The organism is Richelia sinica FACHB-800 (assembly GCF_014698825.1).
In the GTDB taxonomy this organism is placed as follows: Bacteria; Cyanobacteriota; Cyanobacteriia; order Cyanobacteriales; family Nostocaceae; genus FACHB-800.
Map to the genome: position 1 here is coordinate 17,487 of NZ_JACJTT010000047.1, position 24,637 is coordinate 42,123.

At 40.5% G+C, this 24,637-nt stretch carries 19 protein-coding genes; 10 read left to right on the plus strand and 9 right to left on the minus strand.

The features are described from left to right. The first annotated feature begins 190 nt into the window (after positions 1-190). The gene (locus H6G73_RS21750; RefSeq protein WP_190608254.1) at positions 191-472 is read left to right on the plus strand and encodes a WGxxGxxG family protein; all 282 of its coding nucleotides are present in this window, start codon (positions 191-193) and stop codon (positions 470-472) included. A 148-nt stretch (positions 473-620) separates the two neighbouring features. Here H6G73_RS21750 and H6G73_RS21755 read toward each other — a convergent pair whose 3' ends face one another. After that, complete coding sequence (locus tag H6G73_RS21755; protein ID WP_190608256.1) at positions 621-2,036, minus strand: IctB family putative bicarbonate transporter; 1,416 nt, start codon at positions 2,034-2,036, stop codon at positions 621-623. A 269-nt stretch (positions 2,037-2,305) separates the two neighbouring features. Further along, the gene (locus H6G73_RS21760; protein WP_190608258.1) at positions 2,306-3,853 is read right to left on the minus strand and encodes a GAF domain-containing sensor histidine kinase; all 1,548 of its coding nucleotides are present in this window, start codon (positions 3,851-3,853) and stop codon (positions 2,306-2,308) included. A 585-nt stretch (positions 3,854-4,438) separates the two neighbouring features. On the opposite strand from H6G73_RS21760, the gene H6G73_RS21765 reads away from it, so the two are divergent. The 7 genes from H6G73_RS21765 to H6G73_RS21795 all read left to right on the plus strand — a co-directional run bounded on the left by H6G73_RS21765 (position 4,439) and on the right by H6G73_RS21795 (position 13,486). Beyond that, complete coding sequence (locus H6G73_RS21765) at positions 4,439-5,575, plus strand: DegT/DnrJ/EryC1/StrS family aminotransferase (RefSeq protein ID WP_242034275.1); 1,137 nt, start codon at positions 4,439-4,441, stop codon at positions 5,573-5,575. A gap of 98 nt (positions 5,576-5,673) precedes the next feature. After that, on the plus strand, positions 5,674-6,585 hold the full coding sequence (crtB, locus tag H6G73_RS21770) for a cyanoexosortase B (protein ID WP_190608261.1): 912 nt from the start codon (positions 5,674-5,676) through the stop codon (positions 6,583-6,585). Between the two features lie 149 nt (positions 6,586-6,734). After that, on the plus strand, positions 6,735-7,457 hold the full coding sequence (locus H6G73_RS21775; RefSeq protein ID WP_190608263.1) for a cyanoexosortase B system-associated protein: 723 nt from the start codon (positions 6,735-6,737) through the stop codon (positions 7,455-7,457). Between the two features lie 146 nt (positions 7,458-7,603). After that, positions 7,604-8,980, plus strand: coding sequence for a polysaccharide biosynthesis/export family protein (locus tag H6G73_RS21780; RefSeq protein ID WP_190608265.1), 1,377 nt, complete (start codon positions 7,604-7,606; stop codon positions 8,978-8,980). 115 nt (positions 8,981-9,095) lie between these two features. Further along, positions 9,096-11,267, plus strand: a complete 2,172-nt coding sequence (locus tag H6G73_RS21785) for a GumC family protein (RefSeq protein WP_190608267.1) — start codon at positions 9,096-9,098, stop codon at positions 11,265-11,267. Positions 11,268-11,374: 107 nt separating this feature from the next. Beyond that, positions 11,375-11,746 (plus strand): VOC family protein, encoded by a 372-nt coding sequence (locus tag H6G73_RS21790; RefSeq protein WP_190608269.1) that lies wholly within the window; start codon positions 11,375-11,377, stop codon positions 11,744-11,746. 186 nt (positions 11,747-11,932) lie between these two features. Then, positions 11,933-13,486, plus strand: coding sequence for a Na+/H+ antiporter (locus H6G73_RS21795; RefSeq protein ID WP_190608270.1), 1,554 nt, complete (start codon positions 11,933-11,935; stop codon positions 13,484-13,486). 24 nt (positions 13,487-13,510) lie between these two features. On the opposite strand, the gene H6G73_RS21800 is transcribed toward H6G73_RS21795, so the two are convergent. From H6G73_RS21800 to H6G73_RS21825, 6 genes are all read right to left on the minus strand, one after another. Further along, positions 13,511-14,188: a potassium channel family protein gene (locus H6G73_RS21800; protein WP_190608272.1), complete on the minus strand. Its 678-nt coding sequence runs from the start codon at positions 14,186-14,188 to the stop codon at positions 13,511-13,513. A 152-nt stretch (positions 14,189-14,340) separates the two neighbouring features. Continuing rightward, a complete protein-coding gene (locus H6G73_RS21805) occupies positions 14,341-15,669 on the minus strand; it encodes a D-alanyl-D-alanine carboxypeptidase (RefSeq protein ID WP_190608274.1) in 1,329 nt (442 codons plus the stop codon). 467 nt (positions 15,670-16,136) lie between these two features. Continuing rightward, positions 16,137-17,207 carry an LOG family protein gene (locus H6G73_RS21810; RefSeq protein ID WP_190608276.1) on the minus strand — a complete coding sequence of 357 codons (1,071 nt, stop codon included), beginning with the start codon at positions 17,205-17,207 and terminating at the stop codon, positions 16,137-16,139. Between the two features lie 355 nt (positions 17,208-17,562). Beyond that, positions 17,563-17,886, minus strand: coding sequence for a thioredoxin (gene trxA / locus H6G73_RS21815; RefSeq protein WP_190608278.1), 324 nt, complete (start codon positions 17,884-17,886; stop codon positions 17,563-17,565). Between the two features lie 303 nt (positions 17,887-18,189). Beyond that, positions 18,190-19,353, minus strand: a complete 1,164-nt coding sequence (locus H6G73_RS21820) for a GuaB3 family IMP dehydrogenase-related protein (RefSeq protein WP_190608280.1) — start codon at positions 19,351-19,353, stop codon at positions 18,190-18,192. 148 nt (positions 19,354-19,501) lie between these two features. Further along, positions 19,502-20,071, minus strand: a complete 570-nt coding sequence (locus H6G73_RS21825; protein WP_390840633.1) for a YdcF family protein — start codon at positions 20,069-20,071, stop codon at positions 19,502-19,504. A 442-nt stretch (positions 20,072-20,513) separates the two neighbouring features. On the opposite strand from H6G73_RS21825, the gene bchD reads away from it, so the two are divergent. Continuing rightward, positions 20,514-22,538 carry a magnesium chelatase ATPase subunit D gene (gene bchD / locus H6G73_RS21830; protein ID WP_190608282.1) on the plus strand — a complete coding sequence of 675 codons (2,025 nt, stop codon included), beginning with the start codon at positions 20,514-20,516 and terminating at the stop codon, positions 22,536-22,538. 425 nt (positions 22,539-22,963) lie between these two features. Here the strand turns inward: bchD and H6G73_RS21835 are convergent, their stop codons facing one another. After that, entirely contained in the window at positions 22,964-23,887 is a 924-nt protein-coding gene (locus H6G73_RS21835) for a PEP-CTERM sorting domain-containing protein (RefSeq protein ID WP_206756244.1), read from the minus strand. A gap of 397 nt (positions 23,888-24,284) precedes the next feature. Here H6G73_RS21835 and H6G73_RS21840 point away from each other — a divergent pair, with 397 nt between their 5' ends. Next, positions 24,285-24,581 (plus strand): hypothetical protein, encoded by a 297-nt coding sequence (locus tag H6G73_RS21840; RefSeq protein ID WP_190608286.1) that lies wholly within the window; start codon positions 24,285-24,287, stop codon positions 24,579-24,581. Positions 24,582-24,637 lie beyond the last annotated feature (56 nt).

The window sequence follows — 24,637 nt, forward strand, 5'->3', positions numbered from 1 at the left end:
TTCTGACTCCTGAACTCCTGAACTTCTGAACTTCTGACTCCTGAACTCCTGAACTTCTGAACTTCTGAACTCCTGAACTTCTGAACTTCTGACTTCTGAACCCCTTTGTTTATAGCTAGAGATTGATTTTGCTCATGGGGTGACTCGATAGAGTGGGGAATATCTTTGCAAAGGATGAGGCACTTACACCATGAAAAGTTATTTTCGCAAGGCTGTTGGCGTTGGGGTTCTCAGTTTGAGTATGGGGTTTTTACCTTTGACTTTCCTACCAGTTCAAGCACAAGTAAATACTCAACCCAGAACGGATGTAGCGCCAGGAACAACCAATTATGATCGCAATGACATTAACTGGGGTTGGTTGGGATTAATTGGCTTACTAGGTCTGGCTGGGTTAGCTGGTAAAAAACGCGAAGATGAGCCAACCCGCTATCGTGACCCGAATATGCCAGGGGCAACCAGCTACAGAGAGTAGGGTTTTGAATCAGAATAGGAGTAGAAGATAGAAGTAGAAGTTGTCAGGGAGGCAGAGAGGTAGGAAAAAGAAGACGAAATAAGCGGCTTTATTTGGGGGAGTCAAACTGATTTCGTCAAGACTTGCCTTCTGCCTTTTTGGGTATTGATTATGTAGTCGCTTGTGAATGAGAGATTGGATATTCCGAAAAGCCTATAGGTTTCCAGTAGCTAGCAACTAAGGCAACTATCAACCACCAAAGAGTATTCACTTCTGGACGATACCAAATAGTATCGACGGTACCGTGAGCTAACATTCCCAGCATAGTAGCGATCGCCCCAATTAACCAAAAACCCTCAACGTTACGAGACTGTCTTAATCTCTGGATTTGAGTCAATGCTGTATTGAAGGTAACGAACAATAACCACAGGAAACAGCCTAGCCCCAAGAAACCGGTTTCGACAGCTATTTCCAAGAAAATGGAGTAAGCACTCAAAGCACTATAACGAGGGTGTTGGTAGAGGGGGTAAACCTTATTGAAAGAATTGTGGCCGGGGCCAATACCAATAATCGGGCGATCGCCTATCATTCTAAACACAGCATCCCAAACGTTACGCCGGAAATTATTACTACTATCTTGACGGTCAGCAAAAATGCTGAAAACTCTCAGGCGTACAGGCTCAACAAAAATTACCGATAGTATCAATAGTCCTATTAATCCTCCCAAAACTATTGGCAGAGACCAAGTGCGCCAAAAGGGAGGCATTTCTATACTCCACCAATAAATTAGTAGGGCCATGGCCGTTAAAAATGCTACTACTAAACCAATCCAACCACCACGGCTAAATGTCAATACCAAGCAGGCAGAATTAACAATAAATATTGTCAGAGCTAAAGCCTTTCTGGGCCAACCATGCCAAGCAAAAATGGCAACTAAACTCAAAACTACTGCTGGTAGAAGGTATCCAGCAAGCAAATTAGGGTTACCCAAATAACTGTAGACCCTTGTTGTCTTAGATAAAGGTGATTCAGGGTCTACCCATGTAGCTAGTGCTGTTGCACCAAAAAACCATTGTCGGATACCGTATACACCAACTATCAGGGAGATGTGTAAATAGAGAGTAATTAACCATGAGCGAAAACGGCTGACTCTGAGTACCCTAGCGCATAAAGCAAACAGCAACAAATACAGGGTAAGAGTAGCTAAATCATTGATAGCTGCTTTTTTGACTGGTGATAAAGCTGTAGCGATGGCTGCAATACTCCAGTAAAGTAGCACCAACAAATGAATGGGCGTAAAAAGAAAGGTATTTTTTGCCGACACTTCATCTGATAAAGTCAGCAATAGCCAGAACCCAACACAAGCCACCAGTAATAGACCAATTAAGGTGCTGGAGACAAAGGGGGCTAGAGCATATATTAAACTCAACAACCCAAGAGCGATCGCATCTCCCCACTGCATCACCAAACTGGTTTGTCGCCAAGCACCCAATACACCCACCAGCCACTGATGTAAATAACTGCTACTCAGAAATTCTCTCAGAGGAAAGGATGATAAAGTTAATCTTTGCCAAACTGCATTCATAAATAACATTGTGACCAATTAGCCAGCCCAAATAGGACTTGCCCATGATCATAATGCGGGAAGTTAGGAAAAAAGAGCTTTGGTGAATATTTTTCTGTTCCCAGTTGTGGGGAAAAATCAAAATTATTTTCTCCCCCTACTGACCCAATTCATTGAAGAATTAGCAATACCTCACATCAGATATATAGCCGTAGACAAGACAGTTAGGACATTAACTACAACTAAAACTAAGACACACAAAGGCTTTTCGCACTGTTACCTGTCACCTGTTACCTGTCACCTGCTATATCATTCAATATCTCCGTAGAATTAGGTGCTTGTAGTGGCAAAGACAGCACATAACGGTATCCTGATTCTGATGAACCTTGAATTGCGATCTGTCCTCCGTGTAATTCCGCCAATTGACAGCTAAGTAAGAAACCTAATCTTTCACGGGAAACATTATTAGATGGCTTAGTTAATTGGGTAGCAGCATCATCCAGGAAAACACTATCAGGGTAGTAAGCTGAACTGTCCCAACTGGTAGATGTATTTAGCTGATGGCTGGAGTTGGGTTCATAATTGATCACCTCCCCTACCATCTCTAAAATCGAGAAGGAATTCAGCTTAAAGTAAGGGTCAACATCAGTAATACCCTCTCCTAACCAAGGATGAGATACCCAAACAGTCATATTTAAAGTATCTTCTTTATAGGAAACATGTAATCTAACCACACTACCTGTAGCAGAAAGTTGAATCACGCTAAATAACAAGTGATACAACATTTGCCGCACTTTGTCTTTATCTAAATGCCAAATCCGGCTACGCCCAGGTTCAATGGAGAGGCGTACTTCTTGTTCACGACGGCTGGCTATTTCATCTAAAGAGTTAATAGCCTGTTGACACATCATTTCAATATCTACAGGCGATAAATTCAAAACATGGGAATTGGGATCTGTGGCACCTAATTCAGTAATTTCATTCACTAAAGACAGTAAATAACGCCCACTGTGTTGAATAATTTCCAAATATTCTTTTTGTTTAGTAGTTAAAGGTCCATAAATCTCTCGACCCAGCACACTAGCCATACCCAAAACAGAAGTTAAGGGTGTACGTAACTCATGAGTTAACTGACTTAAGAGTTCGAGCTTTAACGGCTTAATAGTATCAGAACTTTCTTCTGTAGTTGGAGTTGTAATTTTTAGCTCAACTGTATGTTCTGGCTGGAGTGCCAAACTAGGGGTAGTTTTGGTAGGAGTTTTTTCGGGTTGTGCTTGTAGGAGTCGATTACGCTCAAATTCACTCATACTCCAACGAGCAATAATTTGTAGAAATTCTATTTCCCGCCTAGTAAAGGTACGTGGCACTAAATCCATCACTGCCAATGCACCTAAGCAATGTCCTGTTGCGTCTATTAGTGGTGCACCTAAGTAAGCACGAATTCCATACTGTTGGAGTAATGGACTATCAATTAATAAATCACGAGCTAATTCTTTAGTGTCATTAATGACGACCACTTGAGCAGTTTCTACTACTTGACTACAAAAAGATTCTCGCCTCGACATTTGACGAGTTTGGGCCAAATTATTCATTAATCCCAATCTTGATAAGCCTACAGCAGACTTAAACCAATGAATATCTTGATCCATAAATCCCAATATGGATATGGGTGCTTCTAAAAAATGTGCAGCACTTTGTGTAGCTTCTTCAAATACTGGAATAGTTTCTGGTTGCCTTAAACCTAATTCTGACAAGATTTGCAGACGTTTTTGTTCTTCGTGCGAGAAAGACATCCAACCATCTTTCGGGGCAAATAATTTATTGTTAGACTCTATCATCACCATGAATACCTTGATAAATGTTGTTATCTACTGTAATTTCTATAACCTTTGATTCGGGGATTCATACTTCCTATTGATCATGATTCCCAAAATTAATATCTGATTAACAACTTTCGTACAAATTTTTTTCTTTCTCCTCTTCACTACTAACAGTAATTAAAGTATCTAATTCATGAGTTAATTCAAGATTTTTACTGAGATAAATTGGAGTTTATTGATAAATCAGATAAATAGACATGATTTAATGTCCAATGTCAACCTGTAAAACCCTGGCGGTAATTAGATATGAGTTGGATATTGAGTCTAATTTCGCTGGAAAAATTACCTTGGTGGAGAGAATTTTCAGCAACATGCAAAAACATGCCAATTCAGAAGCTGTGAATTGGGTGACATTGTTGTGTTGATGGTGATTGATTATTTACTTTATGTGATTTACATCTAAACTTTATCAAAAATTTACTTTTCTTTCATATCTTTGGGGCGCTAAATACTTACGAGACCATGAAAAATACATTACATTGTGTAAAACAGGACTTAAACACGCCCTTTTTGCTAGCTACACCGAAATTAAGTACAGGAATTATGAAAATACCTTTTGTAGATTTGCAGTTACAGCACCAGGCTATTGAAACTCAGTGGCAGCAAGCTATCCAGAAAGTTGTGACCCAAGGGGATTTTATTTTAGGGGCAGCAGTGGCAGAGTTTGAGTCGGCCTTTGCATCTGCTTGTGGTACAGAATATGGTATTGGTGTAGCTTCAGGAACAGATGCAATCGCTCTAGGTTTACAAGCATGTAATATTGGTGAAGGCGACGAAGTGATTTTACCTGTTAATACCTTTATTGCTACTTTAATTGGTGTTTTGCGGGTGGGGGCAAAACCTGTCTTCGTTGATTGTGACCCAGAAACAGCCTTAATTGATTTAGAAGCAGCAGCCAAGGTAATTACATCTCGGACTAAAGCCATTATTCCCGTACATCTTTACGGACAAATGGTCTCACCTAGTCAACTATTAGAATTTGCTCATACCCATCAATTAATTATTTTTGAAGACGCGGCCCAAGCACATCTGGCAGAAAGGGAAGGATATATTGCTGGTTCAGTCGGTCTAGCAGCAGCATTTAGTTTTTATCCGAGTAAAAACCTGGGGGCCTTTGGTGATGGTGGTATTGTTGTTACCAGTAATCCAGAAATTGCTGCGAAAATGCGGAGTTTGCGGAATTATGGTTCATCCCAAAAATATATTCATCTGGAACCAGGAACTAATAGCCGCCTAGATACCTTACAGGCTGCGATACTACAACAAAAATTACCACATTTACCCCAATGGAATCGCGATCGCTTGATGATTGCCCAGCAATATGACCAGCAACTATCACCCCTAGCACCATTTGGTATCATTCCCATTCATAACTACAGTGGGACAGGCCATATTTATCATCTCTATGTCATCAAAATTGATGATTCCTGCCCTATTTCACGGCAAGAATTACAAACAAAACTGGCGAATTTAGAAATTCAAACTGGTATCCATTACCCCATACCTTGTCATCTCCAACCAGCATTTACATACTTAGGATATAAAGCGGGTGACTTCCCCCACGCAGAAAAATTAGCACAACAAATACTATCTTTACCCATGTATCCTGGATTGACTACAACTCAAGCAAAGACCGTGATTGAAGCCATTACCACCATAGTCAAAACCGAAAAAATCTGAGGTTGCATACATTCTGGTCAATCCACCACCTCTAAATCAACCCAGGTTGTAAATAAGTATCAAAAATAAATATTTAACTGGCAATTGAGAATTTTTTTATGACATTCCAGCAACAGATCAAAACCAGAAATTTAACACCATTAATTAACTTAGCAATTATTACTGTCTTGCTGTTCCTATATGCCCCCATCTTACTGCACTGGTTAGATGGCTGGCTACATAAAAATATCAGCACTGAGCATGAATATTTTAGTCACGGTATCATTGGCCTGCCATTTGCTGGATATCTAACTTGGACAAATAGAAAAAAATGGCAGCGTTTAGCTAACATCAACCATCCCTTAGGAATAGGTTTGTTAGTCATAGGAGCTATTTTTTACCTCAGTGGTGTAACCGAATGGGTAAATCTTTCCTTACCCACTATCCTCGCTGGAATATGCCTATGGCTGAAAGGTATACCAGGATTGAAACTTAATGGATTTCCTCTGTTGTTAGTTTTTCTAGCTACCCCTACCTCAGTACCTTATCTCATTGCACCATACACCTTTCCTCTCCAGAGTTTTATTGCTGGTACAGCGGGATTTATTTTAAATCAGTTTGGTATGGGGGTAGTAGTAGACGGTATCAATATTTACGTCAAAGGGCGAATCGTGGAAGTTGCCCCCTATTGTGCTGGGTTAAAAATGCTCTTTACTACCATCTATGTTGGTTTGATGCTACTTTACTGGACTGATTCCCTCTCTTCACGACGTATTACTGTTAGCTTCCTATCCATAGCAGTAGTCATCAGTGTAACTGCCAACATTATTCGCAATACCTTACTAACATTCTTCCATGGTACTGGACAGGAAGCAGCTTTTGTTTGGCTACATGACAGTTGGGGGGGAGACCTGTATTCAGCTGCTATGTTGTTTTTGCTAGTACCATTACTCAACTGGATGAACAGTTATTTTGCTACAGCACCAGAACCAAGTTTAGAACTGTCCGTTGATGAACAAGAACAAAGTTAATAGCACTTAACCGCAGAATATAGGAGAGACGGGAAGTATCAACTTGTCTTTCCGTCTCCCTACCCCTATTACAGATAACATTTCCACTTCCCGAAAAATCTGAGCAGACAATACCATATAATCTTTTCTAAGTATGGGTAATTTCACTCATGATATATTTATCCAAGCTGCTCAAAGAACGGCAACTAAGTCAAGTTTTGGTTTTGATATTTCTGATAGTCCTACTGGGTCTGGGTGCATTCCCTGGATACATCACAGGCCGTTGGCAATGGAAACAACCACCAGCAATTGCTAAACTTCAGGAATTAAAAAAAATTCGTCAAAACGGTTTAGATATCCCAGGTTGGAAAATCACCGATAAGTTAGAACCAAGGATTGGTGAGCATAAATGGCTGTTGCAGATGATGAAGAAAGGCCAAGAAACAACACCAGTAACGTTACTAGTGTTACCTCAAAATGGGCCTAACGATAAACCACAAATTGAGTGGACTGATATCAATAGTTGGGGAAAATTATCTTGGGGTAAGTGGGATATATCTCAAGAACGGGACGCAGAATTTAATGTCAAAACAACTTCTCAATCAGGAAAAATTTTAACTACTCCCATCAAAGCTAGATTCTTTCGTGTGGTAACATCTCAACAAACTTTTGCTGTTTTACAATGGTACGCTATGCCTGATCGTGGAAATCCTTCTCCTGTAAACTGGTTTTTCGCTGATCAATTGGCACAATGGCACAGACAGCGAGTTGCTTGGGCCGCAGTCACCATTTTGATACCTATGGAACCTTTAGGACAAGTGGAAACATATTGGCAAGCTACAGAGTCTTTAGGGCAAACAGTGCAAAGTGCATTGTTGAATATTTTTGAGTAAAAACTGTCAAGGCAAGAATTTGCTCAAGCTAGTAAATTACTCAGGTGCTATTGTCCATAATTTTTGATACAAAAACCTCACACAGTGATAATTGCACAGTAAAATAACTATTCGGCGCAATTACATATCGCTAATTTACTGCACCCATGTTTACAATTTACAATTCTCATATGCGTGCATTCAGCGCCTTGTGTCTGATCACTCTTCAAGTGGGCGTTTATTCCATAACATCCATTCCTACTGTTGTTGCTCAAACTACAACATCTCCCAATCAATTACCCGGAGAATTACCTGCCCCCCCATCTAATGTAGACTTCACTTCTCCCAACAATCAGGAAGAAACGTCTCCTCAATTTGACCGTTATCTTTTGGATACTGGAGATACTATCAGCGTCTCTGTCCAGCGTCCTCCAGGTCCCTATCGTTTGGGTATGGGAGATAGTATTAATGTCAATGTCCAAAGATTTCCAGACTTGAGCTTTCAAGCAGTAATTAATTTAGAAGGCAATATTGTTGTACCACTGCTGGGGATTATTACTCTCAAAGGTTTAACCATTCCAGAAGCAGAAGCTAAAGTCAGGGCAAGTATAGATCGTTATGTTATTAATCCTATAGTTACTTTATCCCTAGCAGCCCCACGTCCAGACTTAAGTTTCCAAGGTAATGTTGATCCAGATGGTAATGTATTGATTCCCCAAGTGGGTAAGATTTCCATCAAAGGATTAAGTGTAGACGAAGCCCAAGAAAAAATTCGTTTGGCTTTAAATACCATAGCACCAGAGCAATTAGTACAGGTTTCCTTAGCAGGAATGCGACCAGTGCAAATTACTGTGACAGGAGAAGTTTTTCGTCCAGGGATTTATACTGCTCCTTCTGTCATGCCGAGAGTTACAGACATTATACCCTTAGTGGGTGGTTCAACATTGACGGCTGACTTACGGCAAGTGCAAGTGCGGCGTAAACGACCGGATGGGGAAATCATTACACAAACAGTTGACTTATATGGAGCACTGCAAGGTGGTAGTTCCCCTCCTAATTTACGGTTGCAAGATGGAGATGCTGTGTTTTTTCCCCGACGAGAAGTGGGTAGTGATGATGGCTATGACCGGAATTTAATTGCTCGCTCTACTTTAGCTGTACCGCAAATTAGAGTCAGAATTTTAAATTATGCGGCTGGAGGAATTGGTGTCCAATCTTTACCCAATGGCAGTACATTTATAGATGCTTTAAGTGGTGTGAGCCTAGAGGCTGCGAATTTGCGGGATATTGCCTTGGTGCGTTTTGACCCAGAACAAGGAAAGGCTATTACCCAAAGACTAGATGCCAAAAAAGCACTAGCAGGAGATGCTTCTCAAAATGTGGCTTTGCAAGATAACGATGTAATTGTTGTAGGTCGCAGTTTAATTGGCAAAGTGACCAATTTATTGAACACTATTACCCAACCATTCTTTAATGTTCAAGGGTTTCTCCGCTTTTTTCAAAACTTTGGCAATGGCATATTCGGTGGTAATTCCAATAACTAATGTGCCAATTCAGACTCTGAATGGTTAAGATATTATTTGTGAGCATAGCTACCCAAATGGTAATCCTGAGGGCACAAAGAGCAACTTCATCTCCATAACTGATCATTAAAAAACTATGACACCACCAATTGTTAAGCGCTATCTGATTGCTTTTGAAAAATACAAATGGATTGGATTAGTCAGTTTTGGATTAATTGTCGTAGGTTCAACAGTGGTAGCTATGCAACCAGAACCGCCTGCTACTTATGTTTCAGAAGGTGAATTAACCTACAATGGTCCACCAGTCTCTTTCTCTAAAACAGGTAGTGAAATTCAGGAAGAAGGTAAGGAACTGAAAGAGGATGTTTTACTATCTAACCAAATCATTGAAGCTGTATCCTCAAAGCTGAATATTAAGCCAGAAAAGATAGGTACAAATATATCTATTAATTTGCCCAGTCAAGATAAATTTGGCAAGTTAGAATCTTCTATTACCAAAATCCAGTATAAAGATACTGATGATAATCAAGCTAGACAAGTTGTGCAGGAGGTGATGCAGCAAATAATTAAAGTGAGTGGGGATATTAATAATAGTAGATTAACGGCGATTATAAAAAAAATTAATGAAAGATTGCCACAGGCAAAGCAAGAATTACAAGCAGCAGAGAGAAAATTAGAACTATACGATCGCCGGGAAAGACCTGCTATCTTAGCCGCAGAAAATGGCAGTTTATTAACTGCGGTCAGCAGTAGTCAGACGCAACAAAGGCAAATACAATTTACTATTGCTGGGATTGATGCTCAGTTGCGTTCCCTAGAGGCCAAGTTGGGATTGAGTGTAGGTCAAGCTTATGTATCTTCAGCTTTGAGTGCTGATCCCATTATCGCGAATTTGCGATCGCAAATTTATCAGGTTGAATCACAAATAGCATTGCTCAAAAAAGACTTGCGGCCTGAACATCCAACGATGATTCAGCTACAGCGTCAAAAACAAGCGGCTGAAGAACTGCTACAACAACGCGCAAACGAAGTTTTAGGTGGCGCAGGTATGGCTACTCCCCTACAAAAAAATTTGTCAGGTATTCGCACCCAAAGCAGCTTAGACCCCACCAGACAGCAGCTAGCTAACCAAATGGTAGCTTTGCAAACTCAAAGAGAAACCTTACAGCAGCAACTCAATCAACAAATTCGATTAGAAGAGCAATTAAGAAAAGAATATTCCCTCATTCCCAATAAACAATTGGAGCGATCGCGTTTAGAGCAAGTTGTAGCCCTGAAAAAAGCTATTTACGACCAAATTCAAGCTAAATTAGCAGACGCTCAAGCCGCGGAAGCCGAAACGGTGAGTAGTTTTAGCGTAGCTAGACCACCCATAGTACGTCGGGAACTAGCCAAACCCAAGAGCGTAGCTATGACCTTAGCCATAGGTGGTTTTATGGGTGTAGTAGTAGGTGCAGGGGTGATATTCCTCTTAGGTTCCCTCGAAGGTACATTCAAAACCAGAGAGGATATTCGCGACAGTCTCAAACAACGGGAAGTGGCTTTGTTGGGAGAATTACCCTTGATTCCCGTTGATGGTTTAGATCCAGATACCTTACCCGTCCTGCTGTCCTTGTATTCTCCCTATTTGGAGTTTTACGAAAAATTCCGCAGCAATGTGCGTCGTATTGGTGGGAAAACCTTAAAAGTCGTGTTAATCACCAGCGTGAGCAGCCAAGAAGGAAAAACGCTCAGTGCCTATAACTTAGGTATTGCATCTGCTCGTGCTGGGAAAAGAACCTTAATTATCGAAACAGATTTGCGATCGCCTTCCCGCGCCTCATCCTTAAATGTCAAACTTGATCCAGAGGCGGCCTTTGAACCCTTGCTTTATTACGCTAGTTTAAGTGAAAGTATTCGCATTGTCCCAGATGTGGAAAATTTATACATCATTCCTAGTCCTGGGCCTGTACGCCACTCAGCAGCTATTCTCGAATCTAGTGAAATGCGCCGACTGATGGAAGATGTACGAGAACGCTACGACTTGGTGATTTTAGATACTAGCCCCTTAAGTTTATCCAATGACCCCCTCTTAATTCAACCATACAGCGATGGCATTGTTTTAGTCACTAGACCCAACATCACACAGGAAAACATGTTAGCGGAAGCAATTGACCAATTGACAGAAGATGAATTGGGATTATTGGGAGGTATTATTAATGCAGCGGATATTCCTGTTTATATCCCTGAACCAGTAGAGACTTCTGCACCCATACCGGAAATTGTGGAAACTTTAGAAGAAGTACCAGTTACTGCTAGTAATAACTAAAGAAAAGGGAGAGGTGTAGGCAGGGAATAAAGATACATTTTACCCTCCTACTTCATTGCTTATTAACTATTACCTGTTACCTCACCGAATTAATTAACCAATTAACTATGGAAATTAGCCAAAGTCTCCATACTGCTATTCTTGTGACCAATTTGGAACGTTCAGAACATTTTTATGGTCAAATTTTAGGATTAAGTAAAATCAACCGCACCTTAAAATATCCTGGTGCATGGTATCAATTGGGTAATTATCAAATTCATTTAATAGTTTCTGATATTATACCGACAGAAAACCAAAACGACAAATGGGGACGTAATCCCCACATTGCTTTTGCTGTTGTTGATTTGGAATCAGCCAAGCAAGAATTAATTAATCAAAATTATCCTATTCAATCTAGTGCTTCTGGTCGTCCTGCTATTTTTACCAAAGACCCAGATGGAAATGTGATTGAGTTGAGTCAAATTTGCTCCAAAAACTAGGTCAAATAAATTTTGATTTTCTATACATACATAAGTTTTATAGTCCTAGAAAAGGCATTGAGTACATGCTGATATTCACAACCAAGCCTGTCACCTGCTATGGTTGAAAATTTTCTCTGTGCATAAAAACACTCGCTCCAGTGGTGAAAATTTGAAGTATCCAACAATCAGCATTCTAAAATTAAAGTGAACGTTTCTGAGTTAGTTAATATTGCCATTATTCTCCTACTAGTAGCCACCATTGTTACACTGCTGAGTCGTTGGCTACGAGTCCCCTATGTTACAGGTTTGGTTTTAGCAGGTTTAGCTATCACGGAACTCTTACCAAGACGTATTGGTCTAAATGATTCCCTGATATTAAATCTATTTTTACCAATTCTCATTTTTGAGGCAGCTATCAACACAGATATTAGTCGTCTGCGTAGCACTATTAAACCCATAGCCCTATTAGCAGGACCAGGGGTGTTAATTTGTTCAGCAGTCACATCTATTTTATTAAAATTTATACTGGGTCTAAATTGGACAGCTGCCTTACTAGCAGGGGTAATTTTAGCCATTACTGATACAGTATCGGTAATAGCAGTATTTAAAGAAGTAGCTGTCCCTTCTCGTCTTTCCACAATTGTTGAAGGAGAAAGCTTATTTAATGATGGTATTGCTTTAGTTTTATTTAGTTTAATTGTCAAATTTCATGCAGCTGGTTCCCTCACCATTTTAGATGGAATGCAAGAGTTGTTTGTGGTGATTGTTGGTGGAACCTTGATTGGGTTGGCTGTGGGATATTTAAGTACAGGTTTATTTGTGCGTTCAGATGAACCGCTTAGTAGTATTCTCCTAACAGTGGCGGTTGCACTAGGAGCCTTTCAAATCGGACAATTTTTGAGCGTATCTGGTGCAGTGGCAGTGGTAGTAGCTGGGCTAATAGTCGGTACTGTAGGTCTTTCAGACAACGTATCTGCTTCTACTCGATTAACATTGCTCAGTTTTTGGGAATCTATAGCTTTTGGGGTGAATAGCTTTATTTTCCTACTGATTGGCCTAGAAATTGACCTAATCACTCTTTGGAGAAACTTACCTGCGGTGTTGCTAGCAATAGTTGCTTATCAAGCAGGAAGAATACTTTCTATCTATCCATTATTAGCTCTAGTTAGCTGGTTTGACCGGCCAATTCCTTGGCGCTGGCAGCATGTTTTGTTTTTTGGTAATATTAAAGGCTCTCTTTCAATGGCCTTAGCACTAAGTATCCCTGGAACTGTAACAGGAAGAGAACAACTAATTGCCATAGTCTTTGGAATAGTATTGCTATCTTTACTGGGGCAAGGGTTAAGTTTACCGTGGTCAGTCAAAAAGTTGCAATTGTCTGAATCTTCAGCATCTCATCAAAAAATTGAGGAATTGCAGGCCCAACTCATCACTGCTAAGGCAGCGCAAGATGAGTTAGATACTTTATTAAAAACAGGCATATTACCCAAAGCTGTCTATGAAGAGATGCGTTCTAATTATCAAGTACAAGTAGCAACTGCTGAAAAATCATTAAGAGAATTTTACAATCGCCGTTCAGATGAGTTTGATGGTGAAAGTAACAAATTTATTCAGCTTGATGCTATTCGGCGACGGTTACTACTAGCAGAGAAAGGCGCACTAAATGAAGCAATGCGAAAACGCATCATTTCCGAAGAAATTGTCCGAGAAAGACTCAGAAAAATTGATGAACAATTGCTGAAATTAGAAGATGATTAATTAATCATCTAACTGCAATTGAGGTTATTTGCAACCTTCTATAAAATCAATAACTTGATGCAACGATCCTGGTTTTGTAGCTACCAGTACCGTCGAACCTGATTCTAGAACTGTGCTACCGTTAGGAATCGTCAAATCTTCATGGGGATGTGCTTGATAACCAATAATGAGAGACCCAGTAGGAAACTTGGCATCTTGGGCAATTTCTGCCAAACTACGACCAACCACATAACAATTATTAGCGATAGACAGTTTCAACACCTCTATTTGACCTTGTTCAAAGTGCATCATTGATTCTACTTGCGGGTATTCAATGGCATTGACCATGGTGGAAACAGCTAAATCTACCGTGCTAATAATATGGTTAGCTCCTGCCAAGCGCAGAGGTTCAGCAAAATCGGCATGACGCATTCGTGTGAGAATATGAGGCACACCATAGTGTTTAGCAAGAGTGACCATTGCTAAGTTTAAAGCATCACTTCTGAGCATTGCTGCTAATGCGTTGGCTTTACGAATTCCTGCTTCTAACAAGACTTCTGTACTAACCGCACTACCTTCAAAAGCCATTACTCCTACTTGGTCACGGGCATAGCGACAAGCAGTAGGATTAATATCAATCACAGCAACAGTATGCCCTATTTCGATCAACCTTTGAGCCAAAGAAAGACCTACTAAGCCGGCTCCACCAATTAGCACATACATAGCTGCACCTAATCCTCTTTAACTTCCTATTTAACTTTACAGGTTAGCAAAGTTACGAAGGATTAAACTGAAAAGATAGAGATTGCTATTTCTTATCTCAATGTATGTTTTTTGTTGATATTCTAGATGCTAAAAATGTTGCCAGTTTTTACTTAATTGGTAGTTTTATACAAAATTTCATTCCGACTGATAGCCCCTAATTCTGGTAAAACATTTTTGCCACCGAGAGGTGTGAGAACAGAAGGAATTGCTGTTGCCACTTGCAGTTGTTTAACTAAGTTTTGGACTAGTTTATCTTGTTCAACGCGGAACGTAGGTACACTGGGCCCTCGGTTGATGATAGCAAACCAAACCAAACCGCGATCGCCTGTCGGCACAACTCCAGCTAAGGCACTGACAGTATTTAAAGTCCCTGTCTTCATCACAGTTGCTGCTGGTAGGTGTCGAGAGTGCATTGTGCCACGATTGTCAAAACCAGCGGTAGGAAATAAATCAGCTAAAGTTAATTTATGGACAGCTGCCTCTCTTTGTAGCGTCATGAACATAGCACAGACAGCCCTGGGAGAAATCCGATTTTCCTGTCCTAATCCTGAACCATTAATTAATTGAATTTCTGACTGAGGAAACATTGCTAATTTAGCAGCATTTGCTTGGACTACCGCTGCTCCCCCTACAGCTTCAGCTAACATTTCTGCAATGTCGTTATTACTAAAAACGTTCATTTCCTTGATAATTTGTCGCAAGGGTAATGAACGGTGACGTACCAGTAATGTGGCTTGGGGATTGACTTGATTGGCTAATTTCACCCCTCCAGTAATGACTACTTGGGGTTTTGGTGTTCCCTTCGGCATAATTGAGTGTTGAAACACCACACCACGGGGCCAAGTTTTGGAATTTAAGACTTGCTTGAAGAGTTGACCTGCTAGGAGAGGGTTACGTTGAAAATTCATGGCAAAACTGCCAGTAATAAGCAAATTTCCCTTGACTTGCTTAATACCCATTTTATTGAGCATATTACCAACAGCGATCGCTTCCTCGGAAACAAACATCGGATCACCACCACCAGTAATCACCAAATCACCTTGCACCACTCCATTCATCACCGGGCCAGTGGCACTCACCAAAGTTTCAAATTGATGGTCAGGGCCCAACATGTTGAAAGATACCAGTGACGTAGCAACCTTAGTTAAAGAAGCTGCTGATAGGGGCGTTGTACCTTGATGATTAGCCAGCAACATAGGGCCAGATTGTAACCAAATACCCTGACTTTGTAGCAGATTTGGCTCTACTACTTTGGAAGACAGCAAACCTTTGAGATATTGTTGTACCGTTAAAGCTCCTGCTGGATTGGGGTCAGGGGCAATTACCAAGCCAGGACGACTTTGGGAAGATAAGGCATCTAAGGCATCCATGAGCTTAACTTGCACACCAGCCATTTCTAGCCAAACTGAAACCACACCTGAACCCAATAATTCCAGCATTTCCTATTCCTCTATCTTTGTTTAAATATCAACTATTGTTTACTGTGCTAATATTCAACCATTTTGGCTGACCATCAGCACTGAGCCATGATAACTAGCCTATTTTTGATTTGGAAGTAGGGTGAAACACACGATGTCTAAAATATTTTGGCAAGTATAGAAAATTTCTTGTGATTAAGGTCTATACAAGCAATTAAGATGCCTATTTTACTAATAGCCGTAGACAAGGCAGTTAGGACATTAACTACAACTAAAACTGAGATACCCAAAGTCTTTTAGCACTGTCACCTAATATATCTGTCATTGATTAACAATAACTGAGAAACATAACAGAAAAATGGTAAATTCGATAGACAATTAAAATGCTGACCATTGTGGATTTTAGAGGCAAGATTGAGATTATCTGTCTGTCTATATTTTCGTGGAAATTGGACTTCAATCAAGAATATTAAAGTCAGGGTGTTAATCTACTTTCTTTCGGGATGTGCCGCTGCTTCTGGTGAAGGAGTACCCATTTGGTTAATGGTGCCAATCATTTGATATAAACGTCCCAAATCTCTTTGATTAAAGTACAAAACCAACCGCGGTAAATCTACAGTTTCATCTTGATTTTCTTGGGGTAAAGCTTGACTTTTTTCGATTTTTCCTTTGACGAGAATGTCACTAAATGTAGCATTAAGTTGCTCTACTTGAGCAGAAGATAAATCTTGCCGCAAACGAATCACCAACTGATTACCAACATAGCGACTAGAGTGGTAAATCTGGTAAAATCGGGTAATTGCGTCACAGGCAACCTGTAAATTATCTGTGACTGTATAGAGGCTCGGATCGTCTGGACTGACAAGTCCTTTGTCTACCAATTGTCGATTGATATATTCACTCCAAGACTGCCAATAATCACCACCTGGATGGTCAATTAAGACTAGAGGTACAGGTCCAAATTTTCCAGTTTGGCTCAATGTCATGCACTCAAAAGCCTCATCTTGAGTGCCGAAACCACCAGGAAATAAAGCCACTGCATCACTTTCTTTGAGTAGAAACAGTTTGCGGGTAAAGAAATATTTGAAATTAATCAGCTTGGCATCACCTTCAATAATGGGGTTAGCTTGTTGTTCAAAGGGTAGCTGAATATTTAAACCAAAAGAATTTTCTCTACCAGCACCTTCATGACCAGCTTGCATAATGCCACCACCACCACCAGTCATGACCATAAAACCCATTTGAGTAACGACACGGGCAAATTCAACGGCCATTTCGTATTCTGGGGTTTCTGGTGCTAATCGAGCGGAACCAAAAATAGTAACTTTGCGAACATGCCTGTAGTTGTAAAATAGTTGGAAACCGCGCTCCATATCTGCCAAAGCCGCAGATAATATTTTCCAATCAAGACGCTCAATTTCACACTCAGCTAGACGGACTATGGTCGATAATGCCTGTTGAATGTATTGCCGATTTTTTAAACTTGGTAAATGGTCTAGTAAGTCAGCAATATCAGCTTGGAGAGACTCTAAGGATTCAAAAGATACTTCCGAGGTCATGATCAATGCCACAATAATGGCACTATATTTTACATTAATTTTTTATAAAATCTATCAAAGTCTTACTAACCAGAAATTTAATTTATATCCTGCTTTGGCTTCACTCTAGACACCCAAAGACTTTTAGTGCTGTCACCTGTCACCTACTCTAGCAATCAGTGACTATGTAGCCATTAACAAATATGGATGTATCCCTTCATGGAGATACATCCTCAGAGTTTTCGTGGGAATTTTTTTGATTGTGGTCTAGACATACAAGAGAGGCAAATATGCCGTCTCTCGAATGATTGGACAAATATTCACCCATAGCTAATGCTAATGGAAAACCCAACAGGATGCGATCGCTGCTGGACTATTAAAGATGCTTTTCCACAGTAGTACCTAATGTACTTTTAGGAACAGCACCAACTACCATATCTACTTTTTGACCACCTTTAAAAATCATTAGAGTGGGAATGCTACGGATGCCATATTGACTGGCAACCTGGGGGTTTTCGTCAGTATTGACTTTCACAACTTTCAATTTACCTTCATACTGTGCCGCGATTTCCTCCACCACGGGAGCAACCATCCGACATGGGCCACACCAAGGGGCCCAAAAATCGACTAATACAGGAACATCGCTGTCGAGAACTTCTTGTTTAAAACTAGAGTCTGTAACTTCTGCTGCTGCTGACATGCCTAAAACCTTTGCCTATTATATTTCTGCGTTTCGTGAAAATTCTACCATAGCCAAAACATCAGCTTGGAAGAGAAGAACGGACATTTACAAAGAACCTATAGAAATAAGGCATAATCATAAGGAACCGCCCGAACAGTAGTCCGGGCGGAGTGTGGTGTGAGGAGTGAACGGAAACATGCGTCTCCGCTATTTCTATTGTAGGCGACAGATGCAATTTTTCCAGCGATTATCTAATGCTGTGGAAAAATTTATTTATGGGTGATTAGTGCTTACTTATGGGTAAGAGTCTTACCAATTCCTTTATTTACCCATACCTAATTGTTGGGCTTTTTGGTAAACTTTCCCTTCGGTTAATAGAGAAGGAGCAATCACCACTTCTACCTGCTGCATTTCTTTTATGTTTTTGGCCCCTAATGTCCCCATACTAGTTTTTAAGGCTCCTAAAAGATTATGAGTTCCATCATCTAGTACGGCTGGGCCTGTGAGTATTTGTTCAAGAGTACCTGTTGTACCGACACGAATGCGAGTACCGCGGGGTAACACTGGGCTGGGAGTGGCCATACCCCAATGATAGCCTCTGCCTGGAGCTTGGGCCGCTCTAGCAAAGGGTGAACCAATCATCACACCATCAGCACCACAGGCAATACATTTACAAATATCGCCACCAGTAATTAACCCACCGTCAGCAATCACAGGAATATATTTACCAGTTTCTTGATAATACTCGTCTCTGGCAGCCGCGCAATCAGCGATCGCTGTGGCTTGGGGGATACCAACACCTAACACACCACGGGAAGTACAGGCAGCACCAGGTCCAATACCTACCAATACCCCTGCTGCTCCCGCTTTCATCAAATCTAAAGTGACTTCATAGGTAACACAGTTGCCTAAAATCACTGGTATGGGCATAGAGCGGCAAAACTCTGCCAAATCTAAGGGAGTCACAGATTCTGGTGACAGGTGAGCGGTAGAAACTACTGTCGCTTGGACAAAAAACAAATCTGCCCCAGCTTTAGCTACTACTTCACCATATTTGCTTGCACCTGCGGGTGTGGCACTTACTGCCGCAATACCGCCCTGTTGTTTAATTTCCTGAATACGTTTTTCAATTAATTCCGGCTTTATTGGTTCGGCATAAAGTTCTTGCATCAGGGTAACGAATTCATCTTTACCCACAGAGGCAATCCGATCTAATATCGGGTTGGGATCGGCGTAACGGGTTTGGATACCCTCTAAATTAAGTACCCCTAAAGCACCTAATTGGGATAATCTCACAGCCATACCCACATCCACAACCCCGTCCATGGCACTAGCAATAATGGGGATTTCTCGCTCAATATTGCCAATATTCCACCTAGTATCTGCCAAACTCGGATCTAGTGTTCTTTTCCCGGGGACTAAAGCAATTTCATCAATACCATAGGCTCGGCGAGCCTTCTTTCCCCGCCCAAGTTGAATGTCCACGCTGTAACTTTTCTCAAAACTGTTTAAGCTAGGGTATCAAATTGTGGGGATGTTGAGAATTGAATTTTGGATTTTTGATTTAAAATTAGCAATTTTCCTGTGATGGTTGACCAATAGAAACAGTTACTTTCTCATACATCTATAAGGTTTAGTGCTTATTTTGAAGTTGTTCTGCCCCTGTATAACCTGTTGCTAGCCAGATAATGGCTCTAGCTCCATCGCGAATGGATTTTTGGATTGGTTCTGGTGCGTTTTCTGAAGGGACGGAAATCGGTTGAAAGTCTATCCCCCGACTACCTAAAACAATTTCACCAATCACACAAGCGCGACGCATATGAAAATCGGAAGTGATCAGATAAACTCTTCTAATTCCACGCGATCGCAAGTCATCTACTAAGGTAGTAAAATTAGTTACTGTATCTACCGCTTCATAATCTAAATGTAATCGCTTGGGATCAACTCCAGCTTTGCTAAATACTTGTTTTGTAGATTTTGGTGGGCTACCTCCCGTAATCCATATGGGTATATGAGGATGTTGACGAGCGAATTTAGCAGTAAATTTCTCCCTTTCTAAACGGCTAGTGGAACCGCCTAAAACCAAAACAGCCTGGGGCTTTAAAAATTGATTTCGGACTTCTTTATATCCCCACCACATTAGCAGCGGTAGGGAAAGAGTAGTCAGCCGTAAAAGTGTGCCTGTGAACAGTCGCTTCTTCAAGGTTCTATGGTTGTTTTTGCTTAGACCTGAATTTTCTTTAAAAATAAGCAAAATTTAGAAAAATAAAGATTGCCATGAGCAGAATCGGCAAAATTCCTCAAAAATCTGGATTTGCTCTTCTTGCATTAATACGCGCTAATTTGCGTATTATCAACATGACGGTAATTGCTGCCATATCCTAACTGATCTGTGAAAATTCATCAAAGGTGTTTAATACCTTTGTAAAATTTGGGATTTTGAATGGGAATAGCATTGTCATCACTGTGGCCTTGAATAGCTGATACAACATCCATAACTCGCAATTGCGGTCTTGATTTATGGTTCTCTGACTCTAGGACACATCCTCTCTTTTCCTTACATTCCTACCTCCTACACCCTACTAATTATCAAATGTTCCAGAAATTGCTATGCTAAAACCATTAAGATAGCTTTTAAGGAAACAATGCCTGCGCCTACTATTACCCCGACAATTACTGCTTTTCCTCTGACAGCTGTAGTCGGTCAAGAAGCAATTAAGATAGCTTTGCTATTAGCGGCTGTAGATCCGGGGTTGGGGGGAGTGGTAATAGCAGGTCGTCGCGGTACAGCAAAATCTGTGATGGCGCGTGCTATTCACGCCTTATTACCACCTATAGAAGTTGTTAAAGGTTCAATTAGCAACTGTAACCCCAATCAGCCAGAAGAATGGGATGATGTGCTTTTAGCGGAAAATAGACAGGAAATAGAAACAGAAATTATTCCTGTGCCCTTTGTACAAATTCCCCTGGGTGTAACGGAAGACCGACTTTTAGGTTCTGTGGACGTGGAACAGTCGGTAAAACAAGGGGACACAATTTTTCAACCAGGGTTACTAGCGACAGCTAACCGTGGAGTTTTGTATGTTGATGAAATCAATTTATTAGATGACCAAATTAGTAATCAACTGTTAACCGTACTGTCTGAAGGACGAAATCAAATTGAAAGGGAAGGAATTAGTTTCCAACATCCCTGCAAACCCTTGTTTATTGCTACCTATAACCCAGAAGAAGGGACGCTGAGGGAGCATTTGTTAGATAGAATTGCGATCGCTCTTTCCGCAGATGGTGTTCTCGGTTTAGATCAACGAGTCCAAGCAGTTGAACAAGCGATCGCTTATTCTAAATCACCCCAAGAATTTCTCCAACAGTACAGCGAAGATATCGACGGACTCAAAACCCAAATTCTCCTCGCACGGGAATGGTTAAAAGAAGTCACCATCACCCAAGAACAAATTACCTACCTAGTCAATGAAGCTATTCGTGGTGGTGTAGAAGGACATCGCGCAGAATTATTTGCTGTACGAGTAGCTAAAGCTGCTGCGGCCTTAGAAGGACGCAACACCGTTAATGCTGAAGACCTACGTCGCGCAGTGGAATTAGTCATAGTTCCTAGAACTACCATTATTCAAACCCCACCAGAAGAACAACAACCACCCCCACCACCACCTCCTCCACCAGAAAGTCAAGACGAGTCAGAAGAAGAACAGGAAGAGGAACAAGAGGAACAGGAAGAACAGGAACAAGAGCAGCAGGAACAGGAACCTCCCAGCATTCCTGAAGAATTTGTCTTTGACCCAGAGGGGGTAATTCTTGACCCCACTGTGTTGTACTTTACACAAATGTCTCAACGCCAGGGCAAATCTGGTAGCCGCAGCCTCATCTTCTCAGAAGACCGAGGGCGTTACATCAAGCCGATGTTACCTAAAGGTAAAGTCCGCCGCATCGCCGTAGATGCCACATTGCGAGCCGCAGCACCGTATCAAAAAGCACGTCGTGCTAGACAACCAGACAAAAAGGTAATTGTTGAACAGGGCGATATGCGGACTAAGCGGCTAGTCAGGAAAGCTGGCGCTTTAGTGGTATTTGTAGTCGATGCTTCCGGTTCAATGGCTTTAAATAGAATGCAGTCAGCTAAAGGCGCGGTAATGCAGCTTTTAACTGAATCCTATCAAAACCGTGACCAAATTGCCTTGATTCCCTTCCGAGGTGAACAAGCAGAAGTTTTACTACCTCCTACCCGTTCCATCGCTTTGGCGAAAAATAGGTTAGAAAAGTTACCTTGTGGCGGTGGTTCTCCTTTAGCCCATGGCTTAACTCAAGCTGTGAGAGTGGGAGTAAATGCCCAAATGGGTGGAGATATTGGACAGGTGGTCATCGTAGCAATTACTGATGGTCGTGGTAATATTCCGTTATCTCGTTCCTTAGGTGAACCCCAAGAACCAGGAGAAAAGCCAGATATCAAAGCAGAATTACTAGATATTGCCGCAAGGATTCGCGCTGCGGGAATGCAATTACTGGTAATTGATACAGAGAGTAAATTTGTGTCTACTGGGTTTGCTAAGGAATTAGCCAAAACAGCAGGTGGTAAATATTATCAGTTACCAAAAGCCACCGATAAAGCGATCGCTGCCATGACAAAAGGAGCCATAGCAGATTTAAAATCTAGATAGTTCTCAGAAATTGGGTCTAAAACCGTTCGGTTGAAACTGACACAGAATGGTATAATTTCCTACTCTCTGCTTTCAAAACTCCTCACAGTCAATGGTAGTCAGGAAAAACTAGTAGGGGCGGGTTTATCAATACCTGGAATTGCTCAAACCAGGTACTTGTAAACCCACCCCTATGCAATGTGAAATTGTTATATACCTCTGTTTGCCAAAAGATACAGAAAAACGTTGGCGTTATACCACCGCAGGTATCACGTTTTTGATGTGAAGGTGGCTAGAAGGCGATAGCTCAATATCATAAATGAGAAAAGCGATCGCTCTTTTGATGTGAAGGTGGCTAGAGTGCGATCGCTAAAGGTAAATATTCAATTTTTATTGATGATCTAAGTTGTAGTTAATAAGTAATTGTGTTGCCTATATACCTCAACTTATTCTGCTTTTAACCCTGATTTTTCTACTCTTTTATTAGATAACAAAACGCCTATCAGAACCATGAAACCTAAAATTGTACCGGGTTCAGGAACTTCTATAGGAGGTTTTTGAGAACGTTGATGATAACCTGTAAGCCCATCATTATTGCAATTTAGTAATAAACTAATAATTAAATCACTAACAGGTAATCCTGTTTTATCGAATTTAACACCAACTAGATCAGAACCTACTACAGAAAACTTACTTAAATCTAGTCCGAGTTTTAATAATTCCTGCTTATTTAAAGTAGTAATTTCTGCTATCTTTTTATTAGATGCACCAATTACATTAGGCGTAGGTTGATATTGTCCTGCTGGTTTGGGTTGATAGGACATATAACTAGAAAATTCGTCTTTGGACATATAACCAAACATCTGCCCACCATCTTTATCTCTACCCAGTGTATTATTTAGAGTGTTGTAGTAACCTTGTAGATAATAACCATTATTTTGTGCAGCTACACTAGCTAGAGTTATATCACCCCATACACCTGAAAAAACACCAGAATTATTTCCAGGTGCAAATTGAACACCATATACGCTACCTTGATTAATAGCTGCATTTAAGCTTAATCCAGGAGAAAAGTTGAGAAAAATATCTCCATAATTAATATTACCATCATTAGCACCATTACTAGGAAGACCGTTTAATGGAAATTGGCTATTAAATACGATATAAATAAAGTTTGCATCCTCCATACTCGTGATACCATACAACTCATTAGTCGAGCCTCCATGACCATCAAGGCTATCATTGGGAGAATCATCGAAGTATTGCCAAGTTCCATAGAGATTTATAGCTCTAGCGGATTGATTACTAGCAATTAAGCTGCCAGAAATCATTAGAATAATTGAGATTATTTGAGTAATTATCTTTTTCATGAGTAACTATCCTATGGGAGTTGAAAGAGATGATTGATATATAGATTGGTACAATTAAATTACCAGTCTTACAAGAGATGGTAACAGTTAAGTTAGGTTGACATAAGGAAACCCAATACTATTAACTTTGTTGTTGGGTTGCCCTATTGCTTAACCCAACCTAATTTGATTTTTTAGTCGATATAAATAACGTGGTAACGGTGCATAAAAAACAGTTTTTTCTTTTTATCCTGTATTTTCAATCTATGATAAAAATCTAATCAACTCTTGATAGACCTGTCTACCCACTGATGGTGGGGAGTTGTATAAAAAAATTAGTCGAAAAAGTGGGTTTGGTGGGTAAAAATGCTAAATTTACTAAATATCTACTAAAAATAGCCTTAAACACTGTCAGCCAATGAATACTGATGATGCAGTAGAATTCGTTAAACTTCAGATAAAGCAATACACTACCAAACCTCTTAAAGATATACAAATCGTTGTATTGAGGGGTTGTTTAGAAGGTAAATATTACCGAACTATAGCTAAGGAAAATGGTTTTAGTTATCATTATGTAAAAGAAATTGGTTCTGAATTCTGGCCAATACTTAGTGAAGCATTAGGTACTAAAGTTATTCCAAGGAATATTAGAGCAGTAATAGAACCCACCTTCCGCACCCTAACTGTCACACATCAAAAAAAGCCACCAAAATAGTACACAAGAACTAAAGCTTATTTAAGTCCTAAGAGAGTTAATGAAAATAAGTATCA

Bases quoted from the DNA above. Each gene is read 5' to 3' on its own strand.
- H6G73_RS21750 (WP_190608254.1), top strand. From the start codon at position 191: ATGAAAAGTTATTTTCGCAAGGCTGTTGGCGTTGGGGTTCTCAGTTTG.
- H6G73_RS21755 (WP_190608256.1), bottom strand. From the start codon at position 2,036: ATGAATGCAGTTTGGCAAAGATTAACTTTATCATCCTTTCCTCTGAGA.
- H6G73_RS21760 (WP_190608258.1), bottom strand. From the start codon at position 3,853: ATGATAGAGTCTAACAATAAATTATTTGCCCCGAAAGATGGTTGGATG.
- H6G73_RS21765 (WP_242034275.1), top strand. From the start codon at position 4,439: ATGAAAATACCTTTTGTAGATTTGCAGTTACAGCACCAGGCTATTGAA.
- crtB (WP_190608261.1), top strand. From the start codon at position 5,674: ATGACATTCCAGCAACAGATCAAAACCAGAAATTTAACACCATTAATT.
- H6G73_RS21775 (WP_190608263.1), top strand. From the start codon at position 6,735: ATGATATATTTATCCAAGCTGCTCAAAGAACGGCAACTAAGTCAAGTT.
- H6G73_RS21780 (WP_190608265.1), top strand. From the start codon at position 7,604: ATGTTTACAATTTACAATTCTCATATGCGTGCATTCAGCGCCTTGTGT.
- H6G73_RS21785 (WP_190608267.1), top strand. From the start codon at position 9,096: ATGACACCACCAATTGTTAAGCGCTATCTGATTGCTTTTGAAAAATAC.
- H6G73_RS21790 (WP_190608269.1), top strand. From the start codon at position 11,375: ATGGAAATTAGCCAAAGTCTCCATACTGCTATTCTTGTGACCAATTTG.
- H6G73_RS21800 (WP_190608272.1), bottom strand. From the start codon at position 14,188: ATGTATGTGCTAATTGGTGGAGCCGGCTTAGTAGGTCTTTCTTTGGCT.
- H6G73_RS21805 (WP_190608274.1), bottom strand. From the start codon at position 15,669: ATGCTGGAATTATTGGGTTCAGGTGTGGTTTCAGTTTGGCTAGAAATG.
- H6G73_RS21810 (WP_190608276.1), bottom strand. From the start codon at position 17,207: ATGACCTCGGAAGTATCTTTTGAATCCTTAGAGTCTCTCCAAGCTGAT.
- trxA (WP_190608278.1), bottom strand. From the start codon at position 17,886: ATGTCAGCAGCAGCAGAAGTTACAGACTCTAGTTTTAAACAAGAAGTT.
- bchD (WP_190608282.1), top strand. From the start codon at position 20,514: ATGCCTGCGCCTACTATTACCCCGACAATTACTGCTTTTCCTCTGACA.
- H6G73_RS21835 (WP_206756244.1), bottom strand. From the start codon at position 23,887: ATGAAAAAGATAATTACTCAAATAATCTCAATTATTCTAATGATTTCT.
- H6G73_RS21840 (WP_190608286.1), top strand. From the start codon at position 24,285: ATGAATACTGATGATGCAGTAGAATTCGTTAAACTTCAGATAAAGCAA.